This window comes from Pseudomonas sp. WC2401, assembly GCF_041200115.1.
Taxonomy (GTDB): domain Bacteria; phylum Pseudomonadota; class Gammaproteobacteria; order Pseudomonadales; family Pseudomonadaceae; genus Aquipseudomonas; species Aquipseudomonas fragi.
The window spans coordinates 2,047,027-2,067,455 of record NZ_CP165623.1 but is presented as its reverse complement, the minus strand read 5'-3'; the positions used below and the strand labels follow the sequence as shown (position 1 = coordinate 2,067,455).

The window sequence follows — 20,429 nt, the reverse complement described above, 5'->3', positions numbered from 1 at the left end:
TTAGATTACCTTCGCTTCGTTTTTCAGTTTCTCGACCAGTTCAGCCACCGACTTGACCTTGATACCCGCGCTGCGTGCAGCCGGGGCTTCAACTTTCAGGGTCTTGTTGGTCGAAACAGTCGAAACACCCAACGCGTCTGGCGTCAGCACTTCAAGCGGCTTTTTCTTGGCTTTCATGATGTTTGGCAGGGACGCATAACGCGGCTCGTTCAAACGCAGGTCGGTGGTGATGATCGCCGGCAAGCTCAGCGAAACAGTTTGCGCGCCGCCGTCGACTTCACGCGTGACGGCAACCTTGTCACCTGCCACTTCAACCTTGGACGCGAACGTACCCTGGCCGAAACCTGTCAGCGCAGCCAGCATCTGGCCAGTCTGGTTGTTGTCGCTGTCGATGGCCTGTTTGCCCAGGATCACCAGCTGAGGCTGTTCCTTGTCGACAACGGCCTTGAGCAGCTTGGCCACGGCCAGCGAGGTCAGGTCTTCGGCGGACTCGACGAGAATGGCGCGATCTGCACCCAGAGCCAGCGCGGTACGCAGCTGTTCCTGAGCAGTGGTCGGGCCGATGGAGACGACGACGATTTCAGTCGCAACACCTTTTTCTTTCAGGCGTACGGCTTCTTCCACGGCGATTTCGCAGAAGGGGTTCATCGACATCTTGACGTTGGCGAGGTCAACGCCGGAGTTGTCCGCCTTGACGCGCACTTTAACGTTGTAATCGACCACTCGTTTGACAGCTACAAGAACCTTCATGGATTCCTCGTTACTCTCCGGTGAAAAGAAAGTCGCCTAGGCGAACCTGGCGGTTGATGCTCGTCAGCACAAGGGCACCTCCAAAGATCGTTGCCTTATTAATAGACGGGTACCAGCGACTGCCCCTGCGACCGTCTGTCCGATGTGACTAACAAGTCATCCACCAAAAGGACGTGTAAACTCCGCTGCAAAAATGGCAGGCTCCCACTGGCGTGTGCCTGTGCCCTGTCTTTAGAGGTGCTCTTGAAACCGACAATCAGCCTACGGCGAGCGCAAAACCGCCCGTATCTTGACCGGAACACCATTTGCGGTCAATACAGCAAATGGGCCAGTTTCAAGCCGCGCGTCTTTGATTTGTCTGGCTTGCAGTGAATTCAAACAAACGTTTGTATTGGACCCTGCCAGTGGTGTAGATATAATGCCCGGCCTTATAGAGAGAGCGGCGCCTCATCCATTGCGTCCTTGGCCTGCGCCGAGGGAATAATGGATGAAACGCCAAACCTCCAATTAGAAAAATACCGTTGAGCCTTGAGTAGGAGAGAACCTGTGGAACGCGAATACATGGAATTCGACGTGGTCATCGTCGGCGCCGGCCCTGCCGGTTTGTCCGCCGCCTGCCGCCTGAAGCAGAAGGCCGCCGAAGCCGGTAAAGAAATCAGCGTCTGCGTGGTTGAAAAAGGCTCCGAAGTCGGTGCTCACATCCTGTCCGGTGCGGTATTCGAACCCCGCGCCCTGAACGAATTGTTCCCGGACTGGAAAGAGCTTGGCGCTCCGCTCAATACTCCGGTCACCCGCGACGATATCTATGTACTGCGCAGCGACAGCACCGCGACCAAGGTGCCAGACCTGTTTGTGCCCAAAACCATGCACAACGAAGGCAACTACATCATCTCCCTGGGCAACCTGTGCCGCTGGCTGGCACAGCAGGCCGAAAACCTGGGCGTAGAAATCTACCCGGGCTTTGCTGCTCAAGAAGTGCTGTTCGACGAAAACAATGTGGTGCGCGGGATCATCACCGGCGACCTGGGCGTTGACCGCGAAGGCAACCCCAAGGAAGGCCTGTACACCCCGGGCATGGAACTGCGCGGCAAGTACACCCTGTTTGCCGAAGGCTGCCGTGGCCACCTGGGCAAGCAACTGATCGAGCGCTTCAAGCTCGACAGCGAAGCCGACGCCCAGCACTACGGCATCGGCTTGAAGGAAATCTGGGAAATCGATCCGGCCAAGCACCAGCCAGGCTTGGTGGTGCACACTGCAGGCTGGCCGCTGGACATCGTCAGCAGCGAAAACACCGGGGGTTCGTTCCTGTATCACCTGGAAAACAACCAGGTGGTTGTCGGCCTGATCGTTGACCTGTCCTACAGCAACACCTTCCTGTCGCCATTCGACGAATTCCAGCGCCTCAAGCATCACCCGGTGCTCAAGCAGTACCTGGAAGGCGGCAAGCGCATCAGCTACGGCGCCCGCGCCATTTGCAAGGGCGGCCTGAACTCGCTGCCGAAAATGATCTTCAACGGCGGTGCATTGATCGGTTGCGACCTGGGCACCCTGAACTTCTCCAAGATCAAAGGCAGCCACACCGCCATGAAGTCCGGCATGCTCGCAGCTGAGGCCGTGGCTGACTCGTTGCTCGCCGACTCCGAAGGGGGTGATGCACTCAACACCTACGTTGAGGCCTTCAAGGCCAGCTGGCTGTTCGACGAGCTGTTCGCCAGCCGCAACTTCGGCCCGGCACTGCACAAGTTCGGCCCAATCGTAGGCGGTGGTTTCAACTGGCTCGACCAGAACATCTTTGGCGGCAAGATGCCGTTTACCCTGCACGACACCAAGCCGGACTACGCGTGTCTGAAACAGGCCAAGGACTGCAAGAAGATCGAGTACCCGAAACCCGACGGCAAGCTCAGCTTCGACAAGCTCAGCTCGGTGTTTATCTCCAGCACCAACCATGAAGAAGAGCAGCCGTGCCACCTCAAGCTGCGTGACGCGAGCATCCCGATCAGCGTTAACCTGCCGCTCTACGACGAGCCTGCGCAGCGTTATTGCCCGGCGGGTGTGTACGAAGTGATCACCCAGGAAAGCGGCGAGAAGCGCTTCCAGATCAACGCGCAAAACTGCGTGCACTGCAAGACCTGTGACATCAAGGACCCTTCGCAGAACATCACCTGGGTCACCCCGGAAGGTGGCGGCGGGCCGACTTACCCGAACATGTAAGTCAAAAGGCTCCTTCGGGAGCCTTTTTATTGCCCCCCGGCTTTTTTGTGGGAGCGGGCTTGCTCGCGATGGGATCGCCCAGCCTTGCCTGACAGCCTGCGCTGCCCGCATCGCGAGCAAGCCCGCTCCCACAACACGCCTGTCACACCGATTGACTAGCACCCCACCCCTTCATGCCCCGGGCTGCGTTCGAAGTAACGCTTGTACTCGCGACTGAACTGCGAAGTACTTTGATAACCCACCCGCTCCGCCACCTGCGCCACTCCCAAGCCCTCGCTCAGCAGCAACTGCTGCGCGCGCAACAATCGCAACCGCTTGAGGTACTGCACCGGCGACAACAACGTGCTGCGCTTGAAATGCTCATGAAAAGTGGACGCGCTCATGTTTGCGCAACGGGCCAGGGTCTCGACATTCAGCGGCCGGGCAAAGTGCTCGTGCAAATAGCTTAACGACGCCGCAACCCGGGCAAACTGCCCTTGCTGCTCAACCAAAGCCCGCAACACCCCCGCCTGCGGCCCGCGCAGCGCGGCAAACAACACCTCGCGCAAACGCGCCTGACCCATGATCCGGCACTCCAGCGGATCATGCAGGCAACGCAGCAAGCGCTCCACCGCCTCGCGCATGTCGTCATCCAGTACCGCCGAGGTCATGGACTCCGGTGTCTGCGCCACGGCATTGCGATCCGCTGTCAGGCCCATTGCCAGCACCAACTCACCCAGTACCGCACGATCAATACTGATGGCCACCCCCAGCAGCGGCATGTCTTCACTGGCGAAGGTTTCGCACTCGAACGGCACCGCCAGCGCCTGCACCAGATAATGCCCGGCGCCGTATTCCAGGGTGCGCTGGCCCAGATAGGCCAATTTACTGCCCTGGGCGATCACCATCAGGCTAGGCTCATAGATCTGCGGCATCCGGGCCACCACCCGGCACGCAGAAACCACCCGAACTTCAGGCAAAAGGGTCGACACAAAACCGGTCTGTGTTGCCAAGGGTTCGATCAGAGACACCAGCGCGGCATTCTCGTCGCGATGACGGGTCAAAAACATGGATAAAGGTTCACAGGAGGAATAGACAGCCGCATCTTCGCAGAATTGGTCAATAAAGCGACAGCCGGCCCGACACTCCGGAGTAATAGGCATGACAGGCGGAGGAATCGTCATAGTCCTGCAAAGCTACCAGGCGCAAAATCGCCCCCTTTCCACAGTTAACGTTTCGCGAGGTTCACATGTCCACAGTCACTTACAACGCTATCGGTTATGCCGCCCAGAATGCCAAGGCACCTCTGGCGCCCATGCAGTTCAACCGTCGCGCCCCACGACCGGACGACGTTGCCATCGAAGTGCTGTACTGCGGCGTTTGCCACTCCGACATCCACCAGGCGCGCAATGACTGGGGCTTCGCCACTTACCCGCTGATGCCGGGCCACGAAATCATCGGCAAGGTCACGGCCATTGGCGACAAAGTCACCAAGCACAAGGTCGGCGATCTGGTCGGCGTGGGCTGCATGGTCGATTCGTGCCGCACCTGCTCAGCGTGCAAGGAAGACCTGGAGCAATACTGCCTGGAAGGCATGACCCAGACCTACGCCAGCCCGGACCGCATCGACGGCACCCTGACCATGGGCGGTTACTCGGACAAGATGGTCGTCAGCGAACACTTCGTGCTGAGCATCCCGAAAAACCTCGACCCGGCCAGCGCCGCACCTCTGCTGTGCGCCGGTATCACCACCTACTCGCCACTGGTTCACTACGGCGTGGAAGCGGGCGACAAGGTCGGGATTCTGGGCATGGGCGGCCTGGGCCACATGGGTATCAAGTTCGCCAAGGCCCTGGGCGCTGAAGTGACCCTGTTCACCCGCTCCGAAGCCAAGGCTGAAGAAGCCCGTCGCCAGGGCGCCGACCATGTGATCGTGTCCACCGATCCCGAGCAGATGAAAGCCGCTGCCGGACACTTCGACTTCCTGCTGGACACCATTCCGGTGCCGCACGACCTGAACCCGTACCTGGAAACCCTGACCTTTGACGGCGTACACATTCTGGTGGGCCTGATCGAGCCGGTTGAGCCAGCACTGAATGCCTTCAACCTGGTGTTCAAGCGCCGCGTACTGGCCGGTTCGCTGATCGGTGGCATTGCCGAAACCCAGGAAATGCTCGATTTCAGCGCCGAGCACGGGATTACCTGCGATATCGAAATGCTCGACATCAAAAACATCAACGAAGCCTTTGAGCGCGTGGTCAAAGGCGATGTGAAATACCGCTTTGTGATCGACATGAAAACCTTGAAAGCCTAAAAGCGTCTTTGTGGGAGCGGATTGCCCGCTCCCACAACCCCCTCTCAGGGTTCAAGCCCTATCGGGAAGAACACTCCCGCACTCCACACACCCAGCCAGTTTTGCCCATCGATTTCACGCACTACCGCCAGCTCTATCAACTGATAGAACACATTGCGGTGGATCAGCGCTTCAAGATTGCGCCGCACATGCAGGTATGGCGCAGGCTCCTGGGTCTGGGGATCAATGACGAAACGCAGCGGATGCTCGCGACCGGCACTGATCGACTCGTCGACATTGGTAGTAAAGCGCAGCACTTGCTGCTCGCCCGCCCCTTCCACGTCCAGCGTTACGGCGACAAAAGGCGCGTCATCGACCTTGATACCGACCTTTTCAACCGGGGTGATCAGGAAATAATCATCGCCATCGCGGCGGATGATGGTGGAGAACAATTTGACCATCGGTTTGCGGCCGATCGGCGTGCCCATGTAGTACCAGGTGCCATCACGGGCGATGCGCATATCGATGTCACCGCAAAACGCCGTATCCCACAAGTGAACGGGCGGCAGGCCCTTGTCGGCCCTGGGGATTTGCGCCAGCAGGTTGCTGACGTCTACCGGCTCGCTCATGGTGCACTCCTCGACTTATTGATCGCTCAAGCCTATCAAGCTGCGGGCGTATTTAGCCAGCGGCGGACCGATCAGGTCGGCAGGCTTGTTGTCATGGAACGTCAGCAAACCGCCGCGGCTGCGGATAGTGGCGGTGTCGATCAGGTACTGGGTGCTGGTTTCGATCAACATCACCTGGATCACGCCGCTGTCGATGCCCAGGCGGCTGATTTCTTCCTGATCGAGCCATTCGTCGCTGTTGCTGATGCGGTCATCGGCCCGGGCAAAGCGGGTGTACAGTAAATAGTGAGCGCCAAAATTACGCGCTTCGGTCATCGCCTGGTCGAGCCCGACCGGCGCTTTGGCGCGGCGCACCATAGGGAAGTATTCGACAAAGCCGTTGAAGGCTTCCTCGGCAACGATATTGGGCCGCACATAGGGGTCGCCGATCGGTGCAAACGGGCCTTGGGCGATATAGATAAAGGAATCCGGTTGAATGCGCAGCGAATTGCTGCGTCGCGTATTGCTGTGATCGAGCAGACCGGCGTCGCTCATTTGATAGCGTGCGCCTTCACCCAGATCGCTGACGGTCATGCAGCCGCCCAGTGTCAAAAAAGCCAGCAATACCCACAGACTGCGCATCCCGTTCTCCCAAAGCCGATGACAAAAAACCGGCGAATAGCCCCGGGATGCAGATTGCGCGCCAGTTTGCGCAACATATCAATTGCGTAGCAGCTGCCGAGGAACGAGGCTGCGTTCGGCGGCGAAGCCGTCGTAATACCTAAGCACTCAATAAAACTGACGCACCGAGGCGCCTGAATTACGACGGCTTCGCCGCCGGACGCAGCCTTCGTTCCTCGGCAGCTGCTACAGATTAGCCGCCGATGATTTTCATCACGGTAGCGCCGCCCGAGAAGGCAATGTCCTGCTTGTCGCCCAGAGCTTTCATCAGCAGGCCTTGCAGCGCTGGCAACGCCTCGTGCCGCGGCTTGTTCAACAGGTCGCCCACATAGTGCCGGTTACTCGACGACAGACAACCATGCAGCCACCCCGTCGAAGACAGCCGCAACCGCGAGCAGGTCCGGCAAAACGGCACGCTTTCGTTGGCAATGACCCCGAAATAGCCGTGCCCGGGAATCTGGTAACGCACCGCCGTGGCGTCGATGGGCGCATCGGCCTGCAAGTACTCATGACGCTCGCCAATCAGCGCCAACAGCTGTTGCAAACTGACGAACTGCTGAAGAAAGGCATTACCGTCACTGGCCAGATGCCCCATGCGCATAAGCTCGATAAAACGCAGCTCGTAGCCACGCTCCAGGCAATACTCCAGCAACGGCATGACCTGGTCCAAGTTCTGCCCGCGCAGCGGCACCATATTGACCTTGATCTTGATCCCGGCCTCGCGCGCCCGCTGCATGCCGTCGAGCACGGTCGCCAGGTCGCCGCCACGGGCAATGCGGCGGAATGCTTCAGGGTCGAGGGTATCCAGGGAAACGTTGATGCGAGCGATGCCCGCGCCCAGCAACAGCGGCAGTTTGCGCGCAAGCAACTGGCCATTGGTCGTCAGGCTGATATCGTTCAGACCGAGCTGACCGACCTCACCCATGAACGTTTCGAGCTTGGGGCTGATCAGCGGCTCGCCGCCGGTAATGCGCAGGCGCTCGATGCCTGCCGCTTCGATCAGGTAAGCCACCCCGCGCACCATCGCTTCAGCCGACAGCTCATTCTGCGCCGCCACCAGCCGTTTGCCGTTGGGCACACAGTAAGTGCAGGCGTAGTTACAGGCAGACGTCAGACTGATACGCAAATTGCGAAAACGTCTGCCTTGGCGATCAACGATCATGGATGACTCCGGCGCGGGGGAAAAGGGCCGCTGCAAAACCTGACTCATAAATCAGGTTTTGGCAAGACCCAAGCCTGAGTATAAGCCTCAAGGCCATCTGCCATGAAGGCAAATACGGTCCGTGATTACTCTACCGCCGGGGTGTCGCTGTCACGCTTGCGCTTGTTGCCCATGCGCACGCCGATGTCCATCAGGAACTGGAAGAAGCCTTCCTGATCTTCCAGCACATTGCTCCAGAACGGCGAGTGGTACAGCGCTACCGCGCCATGTACCAGGGCCCAGGCCGCGCAGTAATGGAAGTATGGCGGTACGTCTTCGAGCTTGCCTTCACTGATGCGCCCCTTGATCAGCAGGGTCAGGCGCTCAAAGTTGGAAGCGCGGATCTTGTGCAGTTCTTCGACCAGTTCCGGCACCTGGTTGCCCTTGACCACCTTCTCTTCGAGGCGGTCGAACAGCCGGTAGCGCTGCGGGTCGCGCATGCGGAACTCAAAGTAGGCACGCGACAGCGCCTCCTTGTCCTTGTCCACGTCAGCAGAGTGCAGTAGCTCGTTCAAATCGCGCTCGTAGTCGAGCATCAGGCGCAGGTAGATCTCGGCCTTGGACTTGAAGTGCTTGTAGATCGTGCCTTTGCCGATACCCACGGCATCAGCAATCATCTCGACGGTGACACTGTCTTCACCCAGGTCGAGGAACAGCTTGAGCGCGGTATCGAGAATTTCTTGCTCGCGGCGACGAAACTCACGGACCTTACGGGGTTCTTTGTGCATAAGAAAAGGTCTGTTCGGGTCAAAATCGAAGCGGAGTATTATGCATTAGTCACGCTAAATTGCACGGATCATCCTGCATATCGATGGGGTCAAACGATTTACCCGCGATTCGATGAGCACTCAAGCGAAGCTGGGGTATTCCAAATCTGTTTAAAAAACGATCAACCACGGCTGGACGTTCGACAAAGCTGACCAATACTTAACATGTCGGTGCGACATCCCCCCCAAAGTGTGGCGCCGATATTGGCCGCAATGGAATGTGCGCCTTTGTTTTACTCCTAATGGTCTTAACCCGAATTCCCCAGAGTTCGGGTTTTTTTTGCCTGCTGTTCAGTAAAACGCGAAACCTGTGGCAGCGGGCTTGCTCGCGATACAGGCAACCCGGTTTAACAGACACACCGTAGCGATCCCATCGCGAGCAAGCCCGCTCCCACAAAGCCACGCAATTATCTGACCCGGGCCAGCGGGAACAGCCGCTTGAAGTTTTCAGTAGTTTGCTCGGCGAAGCGCTCGTAGGACTCACCGCGCAACATGGCCAGGAATTCCGCCACTTCCCGCACATATTGCGGCAGGTTCGGCTTGCCGCGATGAGGGATCGGGGCGAGGTAAGGCGAGTCAGTCTCGACCAGCAAGCGGTCGGCAGGCACCTGGCGGGCTACATCGCGCAGCGCGTCAGCATTACGGAAGGTCACGATACCCGAGAGCGAAATGTAATAGCCCATGTCCAGGGCCGCCCTGGCCATGTCCCAGTCTTCGGTAAAGCAATGCAGCACGCCAGCCTGGGGCAAGGCCGCCTCGCGCAGCATCGCCAGGGTATCGGCGCGAGCCCCGCGGGTGTGGATCACCACCGGCTTGCCGGTCTGTTGTGCCGCTTCCAGATGCACCCGAAACGACAGCTGCTGCAGGTCGGCGGCTTCAGGCTCGTAGTGGTAGTCCAGGCCGGTTTCGCCAATGGCCACTACCTGCGGGTGATTCAATTCGCCCAACAACCAGTCCAGCGCCGGCGCTGCACCAGGCTGCACGTCCAGCGGGTGGACGCCCACCGAACAGTCGACATCGGCATAGCGCTCGGTCAGGGCTTTGACATCCGCCGCATTGTCGGCGCTGACACCAATACACAGAAAATGCCCGACGCCGCGCTGACGCGCTGCCTCAAGGGCGGCATCCAGCGAGCCGTCATGGGCGCTCAGATCAAGACGATCGAGATGGCAATGGGAGTCAACCAGCATACAAAAATTACCTGTTTATCAATTCAGTCAAATCAGCGCTGGCCGGGCAGGCCAGCCCACTGCACCAGCAGCGCTTCGAGCAACAAGTCACGATTAAGGTTGGCCTTGCTCAAGACCTTCTGGCGCTGGGCAAGAATCCAGTCCTGGATAGTCAGCACTTTGTCCTGGGGTGTCTTTTGTGCCAGGTATTGCAGGACTTTGCGCATGTCTTCCAGGCCAAGGCCGGCTTCGTCCTGGGTCAATTGATAGCGCAGGATCAGGCTCGACCAGTCGCAGAACCAGTCAAACAGCAGCAACAGCGGAGTGGCTTTCCAGCTTTCAGCCAACTGACTGGCCGACAGCTCACGCTTGAGCAACTTCTTGACGCCCTCCACCACCGCTGCGCGCTGCTCGCGCACACCCTGGGCCTGCAGCTTGACCGCCACCAGGGGCGAACCTGCGGCCAGGGTCAGCAACTCGACGCGCTCGGCTTCGGCGAGGTCGGGCAGCGCACTGGCCAGCCACTCCAGGCTCAGCGCTTCACTGGGCAGCGGGCAGGCCTGCTGCACGCAACGGCTGCGAATGGTCGGTAGCAACCGGCTCGATTGATGGCTGACCAACAGCAAGATGGTGTTGCCCGACGGTTCTTCAAGGCTTTTGAGCAAGGCGTTGGCGGCGTTGATATTCATCGCTTCCACCGGCTCGACCAGCACCACCTTGCGCCCGCCCAGCTGGGCGGTCTGCACCACAAAGCTGACCAGCTCGCGCACCTGGTCGACCTTGATCGCCTTGTCGGCCTCTTCCGGCTCAAGAATGTAGTTGTCGGGGTGGCTGCCCGCCGCCAGCAGCGAACAAGACTTGCACACACCGCACGCCTCAAGCCCCACCGGCTGCTTGCACAGCAGGCTGGCCATCAAGCGCTCGGCCAGCGCCCGCTTGCCGATGCCCGCCGGGCCGTGCAGCAGGTAGGCGTGGGCATGCTGTGCGCGCCCGGCCATCTGCTGCCACAGGTTGTCTTGCCACGGATAGGCCTCAGCCACGGTGCATGCCCAGCAATTGCGGCAACAGCGCGTCGAGCTGGCCTTGCACCTGATCCAGGGTTTGCCCTGCATCGATCAGGCGATAGCGCCCGGGCTCGGCCCTGGCGCGATCAAGGTAGGTGCTGCGCACGGCATCGAAAAATGTGCGGCCTTCCTGCTCAAAGCGGTCCAGTCGACCGCGAGCGCTGGCACGGGCCATGCCGACTTCAATCGGCAGGTCGAATACCAGGGTCAGGTCTGGGCGCAACGCGCCCTGAACAAAGGTCTCAAGGGTGGCGATACGCTCATGGGACAAGCCCCGGCCGCCGCCCTGATAGGCATAGGTGGCATCGGTAAAGCGATCACACAGCACCACCGCGCCACGGGCCAGTGCCGGGCGAATGACTTCGGCCAGATGCTGGGCGCGGGCGGCGAAGACCAGCAGCAGTTCGGTGTCGGCACACATGGCGTCATCGCTGGGCGTGAGCAGCAGCTCGCGGATACGCTCGGCCAACGGCGTGCCGCCGGGTTCGCGGGTCAGCACCACGTCAATGCCTTCGGCGCGCAAGCGCTCTGCCAGGTATTCGCGGTTGGTGCTTTTGCCCGCGCCTTCGGGGCCTTCCAGGGTAATAAACAAGCCAGTCACAGGCAGCAATCCTTAATCAGTGTCTGTCGGGCCTTGCGGCTCGACCGGGGAAGTCTGCGGTTCAGCCGCCGGGGCCGGCGCGGGGCTCGAACGGTAATCGGCACGGCGCTTGATCTGGAATTCGCGCACAGCGGAATTGTGCGCATCCAGATCATCGGAAAACGTGTGGCTGCCATCGCCCTTGGCCACAAAATACAGGCTGGTGCCATCTGCCGGGTGCAGCGCGGCGTGAATGGCCTCGCGCCCCACCATCGCAATCGGCGTCGGCGGCAAGCCGGGGATGGTGTAGGTATTGTAGGGCGTAGGCTCGCGTAAATGGGCGCGGGTCAGTTTGCCGGTGTAGCGCTCACCCAGACCGTAGATCACCGTAGGATCGGTTTGCAGCGGCATGCCGATTTTCATCCGGCGTACAAAAACCCCGGCAATCTGCCCACGCTCTTGCGGCACACCGGTTTCTTTTTCCACCAGGGAGGCCATGATCAGCGCCTGATACGGCGTGGCATAGGGCACAGCAGGGTCACGCTGCTCCCATTCCTGGGCGAGTACTTTATCCAGACGATCGTAGGCTTTTTCCAGCAGCTGGGCATCGGTCATGCCGCGCACAAAACGGTAGGTGTCCGGGAAAAACCGCCCTTCCGGGAATACGCCTTCGTGCCCGAGTTTGGCCATGACTTCGCTGTCGCTCAGGCCGTCGAGGGTCTGTTCGATTTTTTCGTGTTTGGCCAGGGCGCTACGCACCTGGCGAAAGTTCCAGCCTTCAACCAGGGTCAGGCTGTATTGCACCACCTCACCCCGCTGCCACACACCGATCAGGTCCTGAGCGGTCATGCCCGGCGTCATGCGGTATTCGCCGCTGTGCAGGGGCTGGCCTTCAAGGTTGAAGCGCCAGTACAGGCGCAGCCAGAAAGCGTCGTCCAGCGTGCCGTCTGCTTCCAGGCGATTGAACGTACCGGTGGGCGTGGCGCCGGCGGGCACATCGAGCATTTGTTCTTGCGTCAGGTTGAGCGGTTGCTCCAGCGCCGAATTGAGCTTCCAGGCGCTTGCGCCCAGCACCAAGCCCGCCAGCACCAGACCCATCTGCAGCAGCACCAAGATTTTACGTTTCACGAATCAGACATCCAGTAGGGTGCGAGCAATGCCTTGCAGTTTACGGGTGAGTGGCCCCACCGGCCAGCTCAGGTCTGCAAAAGCGCGCACGGGCCAAATGCCATACACACTGTTGCAGAGGAAGAGTTCATCGGCCTGCTGCAGTTGCGCAAGGCTGATGTCGGTGACATGACACGGGATACCCAGGCGCCCGGCCTCAGCCAGCAGTGCCGCGCGCATCACGCCGGCCACGCCACAGCGGCTCAGGTCGGCGGTCAGCAAAACCCCGTCACGCACTATAAACAGATTACTGAACACACCTTCAATCACCCGCCCCGAGGTATCGCGCATCAAGCCCTCGGCACAGGCCGGGTCTTGCCATTCGGAGCGCGCAATGACCTGTTCAAGTCGATTGAGGTGTTTGAGCCCGGCCAATAGCGGTTGCTCGGCCAGACGTGTGGCACAGTCGAACAACTGTATACCCTGCAACGCATTGGCTTCAGGGTAAGCAGCCGTCGGGCTGGCCTGCAGAATTCTTCGAGGCAAGGCCCCGGGAGATGCGCCATAACCGCGCTGGCTGTCGCCGCGGGTCAGGATCAGCTTGAGCACGCCTTCGCCCATTGCGCGGGCGTAAGCCAGCAATTCGCTGCGGATCAGTGCTTGATCCGCAACAATCGCCAACCGGGAACAACCGAGTGCCAGGCGCTGCAGATGCAGCTCCAGCAGCAACGGCGTGCCAGCCTTGACGGCAATGGTCTCGAACAGCCCATCGCCATAAGCCAGCCCACGGTCTTTAAGCGACGCCAAGGCGCTCGCCGGCTGACCGTCGACCCAGCTTTGCATTACTCGGCGTACCGGCGGAATACCAGCGAGCCGTTGGTGCCACCAAAGCCGAACGAGTTGGACAACACCACGTCAATCGGCATTTCGCGCGGGGTATGCGGCACGAAGTCGAGGTCGCAGCCTTCATCGGGCTCGTCGAGGTTGATGGTCGGCGGGGCAATCTGGCTGTTGATGGCCAGCACGCTGAAGATCGCCTCGACCGCGCCGGCGGCACCCAACAGGTGACCGGTCATGGACTTGGTCGAACTCACGGCCAGGTTGTAGGCGTGATCGCCGAACACCGACTTGATCGCCGAAACTTCCGCCAGGTCACCGGCAGGCGTCGAGGTGCCGTGGGCGTTGATGTACTGCACCTGGTCAGGGTTGACCCGGGCATCACGCAAGGCATTGGTGATACAGCGTGCAGCACCCGCACCGTCAGCCGGAGGCGAGGTCATGTGGAAGGCGTCGCCGCTCATGCCAAAACCGATCAGCTCGGCGTAGATGGTCGCGCCACGCGCCTTGGCATGCTCAAGCTCTTCAAGCACCAGCGCGCCGGCACCGTCGGACAGCACAAAGCCGTCACGGCCCTTGTCCCACGGACGGCTGGCCCGGGTCGGGTCGTCGTTGCGGGTCGACAGCGCACGCGAAGCACCAAAGCCGCCCATGCCCAGACCGCAAGCAGCCATTTCTGCGCCACCTGCAATCATCACATCTGCTTCGCCGTAGGCAATGTTGCGCGCCGCCATGCCAATACAGTGCGTACCGGTGGTACAGGCTGTGGCGATGGCGTAGTTAGGCCCCTGTGTACCCAGGTGGATAGACAGAAAGCCGGAAATCATGTTGATGATCGAGCCAGGCACAAAGAACGGAGAAATCCGTCGCGGGCCTTGCTCGTGCAGGGTACGGCTGGTTTCTTCGATATTGGTCAGACCGCCAATACCCGAACCCATTGCCACACCGATGCGCTCACGATTGGCGTCGGTAACTTCCAGGCCGGAATTGCGCACAGCCTGAAACCCGGCTGCCAGACCGTATTGAATAAACAGGTCAAGTTTTCGGGCTTCTTTGACGGAGAGGTAATCCTCAACGTTAAAGCCCTGTACCGAGCCGCCAAAACGGGTGGAATAGGCAGAAAGATCCGTGTGTTCGATCAGACCAATGCCACTACGGCCTGCCAGAATGCCTTGCCAGGTGCTCGGAACATCCGCACCCAGTGGCGACAACATCCCCATACCGGTGACTACGACGCGTCTACGCGACACAGCACTCTCCTTTATTCTATTGACGACACTTTGCATCACACCTAAAGAAAAAACCGCACGCCAGAGCGGCAGTGCGGTTTTTCCATGACAGCGAGCAACGATTACAAACTATTACGCCTGGTGGCTAGTAACGTAGTCGATTGCTGCTTGTACAGTAGTGATCTTTTCAGCTTCTTCGTCAGGAATCTCAGTCTCGAATTCCTCTTCCAGAGCCATCACAAGCTCAACGGTGTCAAGGGAGTCGGCACCCAGGTCTTCAACGAAGGAAGCGGCATTGGTCACTTCTTCTTCTTTAACGCCCAGTTGCTCGGCAACGATTTTCTTGACGCGCTCTTCGATGGTGCTCATACCTTGTTTTCACTCCTAATGGACAAATTCAGGCAGCTGGCCAGTGGGCAAGTGTATCGAAAGCCTTTTCGGTTTTTCAACTGAAAGCTTTGCACTCACTCCGCAACAGCCGGCTGCCTATAAAAAGATTGCAGCTTTATAACGGATTTTAGACAGCTCGTATGACATTTTTTTGAAGCAATCCGTCACATTTAACTCATGTACATCCCGCCGTTGACCGGAATTGTAGCCCCGGTCACGTAGGCTGCACCGTCGGATGCCAGGAAAGCGACCACGTTAGCGATCTCTTGAGCCTGGCCCAGACGGCCCAGCGGAATCTGCGTCTGCAAGGCTTCGCGCTGTGCTTCTGGCAGTTCACGGGTCATATCGGTGTCGATAAAGCCCGGAGCAACCGAGTTGACAGTGATCGAGCGCGAGCCCACTTCACGTGCCAGTGCACGGCCGAAACCTTCAAGGCCTGCCTTGGCGGCGGCGTAGTTTACTTGGCCTGCGTTGCCCATGGCACCCACAACAGAGCCAATATTGATAATTCGTCCCCAACGGGCCTTGGTCATGCCGCGCAAAACACCCTTGGACAGGCGATACAGACTGTTCAGGTTGGTGTCGATGACATCATGCCATTCGTCATCTTTCATGCGCATCATCAGGTTATCGCGGGTGATACCGGCATTATTGACCAGGATTGCCGGCGCGCCGAACTGTTCCTGAATGCTTGCCAGTACCGCAGCAACCGATTCGTTGCTGGTCACGTTGAGCTCCATGCCAGTGCCCTGAACACCGTTTTCTTTCAGGGTGGCAGCGATGCGCTCGGCACCCGACGCAGAAGTCGCCGTGCCAATGACAATGGCGCCCTGACGACCCAATTCCAATGCGATCGCCTGGCCAATGCCACGGCTTGCGCCTGTTACCAGTGCAACTTTACCTTGCAAGCTCATGCAGGCTTCTCCTGATTCAGACCAGAGCCAAGCGCGCAGCGGCGAAGGCATCCGGGGTATTCAAATTGTGAGTGGTAACGCCTTCGGCGCAACGCTTGCTGATGCCCACCAGGACTTTGCCCGGGCCGCATTCAACCAGGTCAACCGGGCCGTTGGCCGCCAGGGCCTGCACCGATTCAACCCAACGCACAGGCTTGTACAGCTGCTCGAGCAGATCGCGCTTGAGGGTCGGCAGATCGGCCGCCACGGCGGCGCTGACGTTCTGCACCAGGGCAATGCCCGGCATTTTCCAGTCGATCGCTTCGATGGACTCGGCAAAACGCTCGGCAGCAGGGCGCATCAGCTCGCAGTGCGACGGCACGCTCACCGGCAACGGCAAGGCACGCTTGGCGCCCTTGGCCTTGCACAGCTCCATGGCACGCTCGACAGCAGCCTTGGCCCCGGCAATCACGACCTGACCCGGCGAGTTGAAGTTGACCGCACTGACCACCTCACCTTGCGCCGCTTCTGCGCAGGCCGCCAGTACATCGGCATCTTCCAGGCCCAGGATCGCCGCCATGGCGCCCTGCCCGGCCGGTACGGCCTCTTGCATCAGCTGACCGCGACGCTCAACCAGCTTGACCGCCTCGGCCAGGGTCAGGCATTCGGCAGCCACCAGCGCGCTGTACTCGCCCAGGCTGTGGCCAGCCACGAAGTCCGGACGCTTGCCGCCTTCAGCCAGCCACAGACGCCACAGGGCAATCGAGGCGGTGAGAATGGCAGGCTGGGTAATATCAGTCTGGTTCAGCTTCTCTGCAGGGCCTTCCTGGACCAGCGCCCACAGGTCGTAACCCAGGGCAGCAGAAGCTTCTTTGAATGTTTCCAGGACCAGCGGGTGTTCCGCGCCCAGCTCGGCCAACATGCCGAGGGACTGCGAACCCTGCCCTGGAAAGACGAATGCGAGGGATGTAGACATGTAACAAGCCCCTAATGATCTTGTCGTCGGAGAATTGACGTCCTGCCGTGGCGGACGCAAGAAACTGACAGTTGGATGGCTGATTGGACCGGGCGGTCACATTTAAGCATCCACCCGGCAAAACGCCTACGGCAACAACCCTTCAAGGCGCCCATACAAACGCTTTGGCAGGTCTTCATGGATTTCAATCAGTGCGCGTTCAATTGCACTTTGAAAGCCCTGAGCACCTGCCGAACCGTGACTCTTGACCACAATGCCCTGCAAACCGAGAAAACTCGCGCCGTTGTGCCGCGCCGGTGCCAGATCGGCCTGCAGGCGCCGCATCAACGGCAATGCCAGCATACCTACGCAGCGACTGAACAGGTTGCGCCGGAACACCGCTTCAAGCCGGCTCGAAATCATGGTCGCCAGGCCTTCGCTGGACTTGAGCATGATATTGCCGACAAATCCGTCGCACACCACCACATCGGCCTCACCGCGATACACCCCGTCACCCTCGACAAAGCCGATGTAATGCAGCCCTGGTGCCGCCTGCAACAACGCCGCCGCCTCCTTGACCTGCTGGTTGCCCTTGACGTCCTCGGTGCCGACGTTGAGCAAGGCAACCCGCGGACGGGGCACGCCCAGCGCCTGCGCGGCCACCGAGCCCATCACCGCAAACTGGAACAACTGGCTGGCCGTGCAATCAACATTCGCCCCAAGGTCCAGCAACTGACAGTAGCCGGTCTGGGTCGGCACCGCCGCCACCATCGCCGGACGGTCGATACCCGGCAAGGTCTTGAGCACATGCCGGGACAAGGCCATCAGCGCACCGGTGTTGCCGGAACTGACACAAGCTTGCACCTTGCCATCACGGAGCAACTCCAGAGCAACGCGCATGGACGAGTCCGGCTTGCTGCGCAAGGCATGGGACGGCCGCTCATTCATGGCAATCACTTCAGAAGCGGGAGCAATCGACAGGCGCGAGCGATCCACAGCCGAATGGCCGGCAATCAGGGATTCAAGTATGGAGGGTTGACCGACGAGGGTCAGATGCAGCGAGGGAGTAGCAGACAGGCAGGCAATACAGGCCTGAACAATGCTGCGGGGACCGAAGTCCCCGCCCATTGCGTCGATCGCGATGACCTGAGCGGACAAGTGATTACTCGTCAGCGCCCTTGTCGATCACTTTACGACCACGGTATACGCCTTCTGGCGATACGTGGTGACGCAGGTGAATTTCACCGGTGGTTTTTTCTACAGACAGAGTGCTAGCCGAAAGAGCATCGTGCGAACGACGCATGTCACGGGCAGAGCGGGATTTTTTGTTCTGCTGAACAGCCATAATTGATTAACTCCTAAACGTTTGGGTCACGCTTTAACTGCGCCAATACACTGAACGGGTTGGACCGCGTTACCTCGTCCTCGCCTGGTTCGGGCTCATCGAGACCCGCCGGCTGCTGGCATTCTTCCGGATGATGAGCAGGCACAATGGGCAAGGCGAGCAAAAGCTCCTCCTCGATCAGTGCATGCAGATCCAATGGATCTTCGCCCAGTTCCAGCACGTCATAACCTTTCGGTAACGACTGGGTATTCGCACCCTCTTTCACCACGGCATAACTGCATTCGCTGTGGATCGGCAGGGTGACCAGCTCAAGACAACGCTGGCAAACCATCTTGACCTCGACGTCAATGGAGCTGTGTATTACCACAGATCTACGTTCGTCGCGCTCAAAAACAAATTTAGCCTGGACCGTTCCAACATCGTCGGAAAGCGGATCGCAGAGTCTCTCCAAATCAGCCAGCAACACTTCACCTTGAAGGGTAGTGCCACGATCAGCCAATTTGCGCGGGTCAACGTGAGGTGGAATCGGGTCATTCAACATAGGCGCAGCATTCTAGGGAGGACCCCTTCACGTGTCAAAGGAAATTGTGTCTGTGCGACATTGCGTACGAGCATTAGAATCGTCAACTGCCTACAGGAGTCGCGCATGCTACCTTTATTACTCGCTTCAAGCTCGGTTTATCGCCGTGATTTATTGTCTCGCCTGCGCCTGCCCTTCACTTGCAGCTCGCCGGATATCGACGAAAGCCACCATCAAGGCGAAACTGCCACCGAACTGGTCAAGCGCCTGTCACTGGAAAAAGCCCGCGCACTCGCCGCCCGCCATCCGGATCATCTGATTATCGGCTCGGATCAGGTCGCCGTTCTCGACGGACAGATCATCGGCAAACCCCACACCCACGAAAAAGCACACCAGCAACTGACCAGGGCAAGTGGCGCCAGCGTCAGCTTCCTGACGGGCCTGACCCTGCTCAACAGCCAGACCGGCCATTATCAGACCGACTGCGTGCCATTTACCGTGCATATGCGCAGCCTGAGCGCAGAGCAGATCGAGCGCTACCTGCGCGCCGAGCAACCCTACGACTGCGCAGGCAGCTTTAAAGCCGAAGGGCTTGGTGTGAGCCTGTTCCAGCGCACTGAAGGCGATGATGCCACCAGCCTGGTCGGCCTGCCACTGATCCGCCTGGTGGATATGCTGCTTGCTGAGGGCGTCGAGATTCCCTGACCCACAAAAAAACCGGCATCGCCATGCCGGTTTTTTGTTTGCAACATGCCTGTGGGAGCGGGCTTGCTCGCGATGGCATCAACACGGTGCATCTGACAGACCGCATCGCAGGCAAGCCAGCTCCCACAACAACAAAGTAATCAGCGCAGCGTCGGCCCCTGAAAGCCCATCCACATGGCCAATTGCTCAGCCACGCTGGCACCGAGCTTTTTCGAGAAGCGATCGAACGCCGATTCCTGCACCGTGAAATCCACCAGCTCCTTGGCACCGATCACGTCACGCGCCACCGAACTGGTATTGCCCAGCCCGTCGATCAAGCCCAACGGCAGTGCCTGCTGACCAGTCCAGACCAGGCCCGAGAACAGCTCCGGGTGCTCCTTGTCTTTCAGGCGATCACCACGCCCCTGCTTGACGCTGTCAATAAACTGCTGGTGCGTCACATTCAACACGCCCTGCCAGAACTTGGTCTCGTCCGGCTTCTCCGGCTCAAAAGGATCCAGGAACGCCTTGTGGTCACCCGAGGTATAGGCACGACGCTGGATCCCCAGCTTGTCCATCGCACCGACAAAGCCGAAACCTGCCGCCGTCACACCAATCGACCCGACGAGGCTGGCCTTGTCGGCGTAGATTTCGTCAGCGGCACTGGCAATGTAGTAAGCCCCGGAAGCGCCCAGATCGGAAATCACCGCATACACCTTGGTATCGGGATGCAAGCCGCGCAGACGACGGATCTCATCGTAGACATAACCCGACTGCACAGGGCTGCCGCCCGGGCTGTTGATGCGCAGCACCACGCCCTTGACCCGCGGGTCGTCAAACGCTGCCTGCAGGCTGGTGACCAGATTGTCGGCACTGGCCGGCTCTTTATCGGCAATCGGCCCGCGCACATCGATCAGCGCGGTATAGCTGGAGCCGCCGACCGCGCTGCGCTCCATGCTCACCAGCGGAGTGAACAGCAACAACACCGCAATCAGGTAGCAGAACATCAAGACCTTGAAGAAAATACCCCAGCGTCGCGAGCGGCGCTGTTCCTGAATACCTGCCAACAAGGTTTTTTCCAGCAACCGCCAGCTTTTATCATCACCAACAGTGTTTTCAGCCGCAGAGGGCGCTTTCCATTGATCGACCATGCATTACCCCAGCAA

Annotated in this window: 22 protein-coding genes; 3 read left to right on the top strand and 19 right to left on the bottom strand. The window is 59.5% G+C overall.

Annotated elements, in window-relative coordinates; all coding sequences use genetic code 11:
* A complete protein-coding gene (locus tag AB3G35_RS09470; protein WP_369782562.1) occupies positions 1 to 750 on the bottom strand; it encodes an electron transfer flavoprotein subunit beta/FixA family protein in 750 nt (249 codons plus the stop codon).
* A 546-nt stretch (positions 751 to 1,296) separates the two neighbouring features.
* Between AB3G35_RS09470 and AB3G35_RS09465 the strand changes: the two genes are divergently transcribed.
* Positions 1,297 to 2,961 carry an electron transfer flavoprotein-ubiquinone oxidoreductase gene (locus tag AB3G35_RS09465; RefSeq protein ID WP_086796076.1) on the top strand — a complete coding sequence of 555 codons (1,665 nt, stop codon included), beginning with the start codon at positions 1,297 to 1,299 and terminating at the stop codon, positions 2,959 to 2,961.
* A 155-nt stretch (positions 2,962 to 3,116) separates the two neighbouring features.
* Here AB3G35_RS09465 and AB3G35_RS09460 read toward each other — a convergent pair whose 3' ends face one another.
* Entirely contained in the window at positions 3,117 to 4,010 is an 894-nt protein-coding gene (locus AB3G35_RS09460) for an AraC family transcriptional regulator (protein WP_086796075.1), read from the bottom strand.
* Positions 4,011 to 4,189: 179 nt separating this feature from the next.
* Here AB3G35_RS09460 and AB3G35_RS09455 point away from each other — a divergent pair, with 179 nt between their 5' ends.
* Positions 4,190 to 5,254 (top strand): NAD(P)-dependent alcohol dehydrogenase, encoded by a 1,065-nt coding sequence (locus tag AB3G35_RS09455; protein ID WP_016779962.1) that lies wholly within the window; start codon positions 4,190 to 4,192, stop codon positions 5,252 to 5,254.
* Between the two features lie 44 nt (positions 5,255 to 5,298).
* Here the strand turns inward: AB3G35_RS09455 and AB3G35_RS09450 are convergent, their stop codons facing one another.
* From AB3G35_RS09450 to AB3G35_RS09375, 16 genes are all read right to left on the bottom strand, one after another.
* Entirely contained in the window at positions 5,299 to 5,862 is a 564-nt protein-coding gene (locus AB3G35_RS09450) for a DUF1285 domain-containing protein (RefSeq protein ID WP_016779961.1), read from the bottom strand.
* Positions 5,863 to 5,877: 15 nt separating this feature from the next.
* On the bottom strand, positions 5,878 to 6,483 hold the full coding sequence (locus tag AB3G35_RS09445; protein ID WP_203304188.1) for a DUF4823 domain-containing protein: 606 nt from the start codon (positions 6,481 to 6,483) through the stop codon (positions 5,878 to 5,880).
* A 232-nt stretch (positions 6,484 to 6,715) separates the two neighbouring features.
* Positions 6,716 to 7,684: a GTP 3',8-cyclase MoaA gene (locus tag AB3G35_RS09440; protein ID WP_106117496.1), complete on the bottom strand. Its 969-nt coding sequence runs from the start codon at positions 7,682 to 7,684 to the stop codon at positions 6,716 to 6,718.
* Positions 7,685 to 7,809: 125 nt separating this feature from the next.
* Positions 7,810 to 8,451, bottom strand: coding sequence for a TetR/AcrR family transcriptional regulator (locus tag AB3G35_RS09435; protein ID WP_016779958.1), 642 nt, complete (start codon positions 8,449 to 8,451; stop codon positions 7,810 to 7,812).
* 446 nt (positions 8,452 to 8,897) lie between these two features.
* A complete protein-coding gene (locus tag AB3G35_RS09430; protein ID WP_086796071.1) occupies positions 8,898 to 9,680 on the bottom strand; it encodes a TatD family hydrolase in 783 nt (260 codons plus the stop codon).
* Between the two features lie 32 nt (positions 9,681 to 9,712).
* Positions 9,713 to 10,699 (bottom strand): DNA polymerase III subunit delta', encoded by a 987-nt coding sequence (locus AB3G35_RS09425; protein ID WP_340057033.1) that lies wholly within the window; start codon positions 10,697 to 10,699, stop codon positions 9,713 to 9,715.
* Positions 10,692 to 11,324 carry a dTMP kinase gene (tmk, locus tag AB3G35_RS09420; protein WP_016779956.1) on the bottom strand — a complete coding sequence of 211 codons (633 nt, stop codon included), beginning with the start codon at positions 11,322 to 11,324 and terminating at the stop codon, positions 10,692 to 10,694. The genes AB3G35_RS09425 and tmk overlap by 8 nt, the downstream gene beginning before the upstream one ends.
* Positions 11,325 to 11,336: 12 nt before the next feature.
* Positions 11,337 to 12,431 carry an endolytic transglycosylase MltG gene (mltG, locus tag AB3G35_RS09415; protein ID WP_016779955.1) on the bottom strand — a complete coding sequence of 365 codons (1,095 nt, stop codon included), beginning with the start codon at positions 12,429 to 12,431 and terminating at the stop codon, positions 11,337 to 11,339.
* A 3-nt stretch (positions 12,432 to 12,434) separates the two neighbouring features.
* Positions 12,435 to 13,253 (bottom strand): aminodeoxychorismate lyase, encoded by an 819-nt coding sequence (gene pabC, locus AB3G35_RS09410; RefSeq protein WP_016779954.1) that lies wholly within the window; start codon positions 13,251 to 13,253, stop codon positions 12,435 to 12,437.
* Positions 13,253 to 14,497: a beta-ketoacyl-ACP synthase II gene (gene fabF, locus AB3G35_RS09405; protein ID WP_029611296.1), complete on the bottom strand. Its 1,245-nt coding sequence runs from the start codon at positions 14,495 to 14,497 to the stop codon at positions 13,253 to 13,255. The genes pabC and fabF overlap by 1 nt, the downstream gene beginning before the upstream one ends.
* A gap of 111 nt (positions 14,498 to 14,608) precedes the next feature.
* On the bottom strand, positions 14,609 to 14,845 hold the full coding sequence (gene acpP / locus AB3G35_RS09400) for an acyl carrier protein (protein ID WP_016779952.1): 237 nt from the start codon (positions 14,843 to 14,845) through the stop codon (positions 14,609 to 14,611).
* A 191-nt stretch (positions 14,846 to 15,036) separates the two neighbouring features.
* On the bottom strand, positions 15,037 to 15,780 hold the full coding sequence (gene fabG / locus AB3G35_RS09395; protein WP_016779951.1) for a 3-oxoacyl-ACP reductase FabG: 744 nt from the start codon (positions 15,778 to 15,780) through the stop codon (positions 15,037 to 15,039).
* A gap of 16 nt (positions 15,781 to 15,796) precedes the next feature.
* On the bottom strand, positions 15,797 to 16,735 hold the full coding sequence (gene fabD / locus AB3G35_RS09390) for an ACP S-malonyltransferase (protein WP_029611295.1): 939 nt from the start codon (positions 16,733 to 16,735) through the stop codon (positions 15,797 to 15,799).
* A 126-nt stretch (positions 16,736 to 16,861) separates the two neighbouring features.
* On the bottom strand, positions 16,862 to 17,872 hold the full coding sequence (gene plsX, locus AB3G35_RS09385; protein ID WP_086796068.1) for a phosphate acyltransferase PlsX: 1,011 nt from the start codon (positions 17,870 to 17,872) through the stop codon (positions 16,862 to 16,864).
* Between the two features lie 4 nt (positions 17,873 to 17,876).
* The gene (gene rpmF, locus AB3G35_RS09380) at positions 17,877 to 18,059 is read right to left on the bottom strand and encodes a 50S ribosomal protein L32 (RefSeq protein ID WP_003442519.1); all 183 of its coding nucleotides are present in this window, start codon (positions 18,057 to 18,059) and stop codon (positions 17,877 to 17,879) included.
* A 13-nt stretch (positions 18,060 to 18,072) separates the two neighbouring features.
* Positions 18,073 to 18,600: a YceD family protein gene (locus AB3G35_RS09375; RefSeq protein WP_016779948.1), complete on the bottom strand. Its 528-nt coding sequence runs from the start codon at positions 18,598 to 18,600 to the stop codon at positions 18,073 to 18,075.
* Between the two features lie 105 nt (positions 18,601 to 18,705).
* Between AB3G35_RS09375 and AB3G35_RS09370 the strand changes: the two genes are divergently transcribed.
* Positions 18,706 to 19,284 carry a nucleoside triphosphate pyrophosphatase gene (locus AB3G35_RS09370; protein ID WP_086796067.1) on the top strand — a complete coding sequence of 193 codons (579 nt, stop codon included), beginning with the start codon at positions 18,706 to 18,708 and terminating at the stop codon, positions 19,282 to 19,284.
* 140 nt (positions 19,285 to 19,424) lie between these two features.
* On the opposite strand, the gene AB3G35_RS09365 is transcribed toward AB3G35_RS09370, so the two are convergent.
* Complete coding sequence (locus AB3G35_RS09365; protein ID WP_016779946.1) at positions 19,425 to 20,414, bottom strand: S49 family peptidase; 990 nt, start codon at positions 20,412 to 20,414, stop codon at positions 19,425 to 19,427.
* Positions 20,415 to 20,429 lie beyond the last annotated feature (15 nt).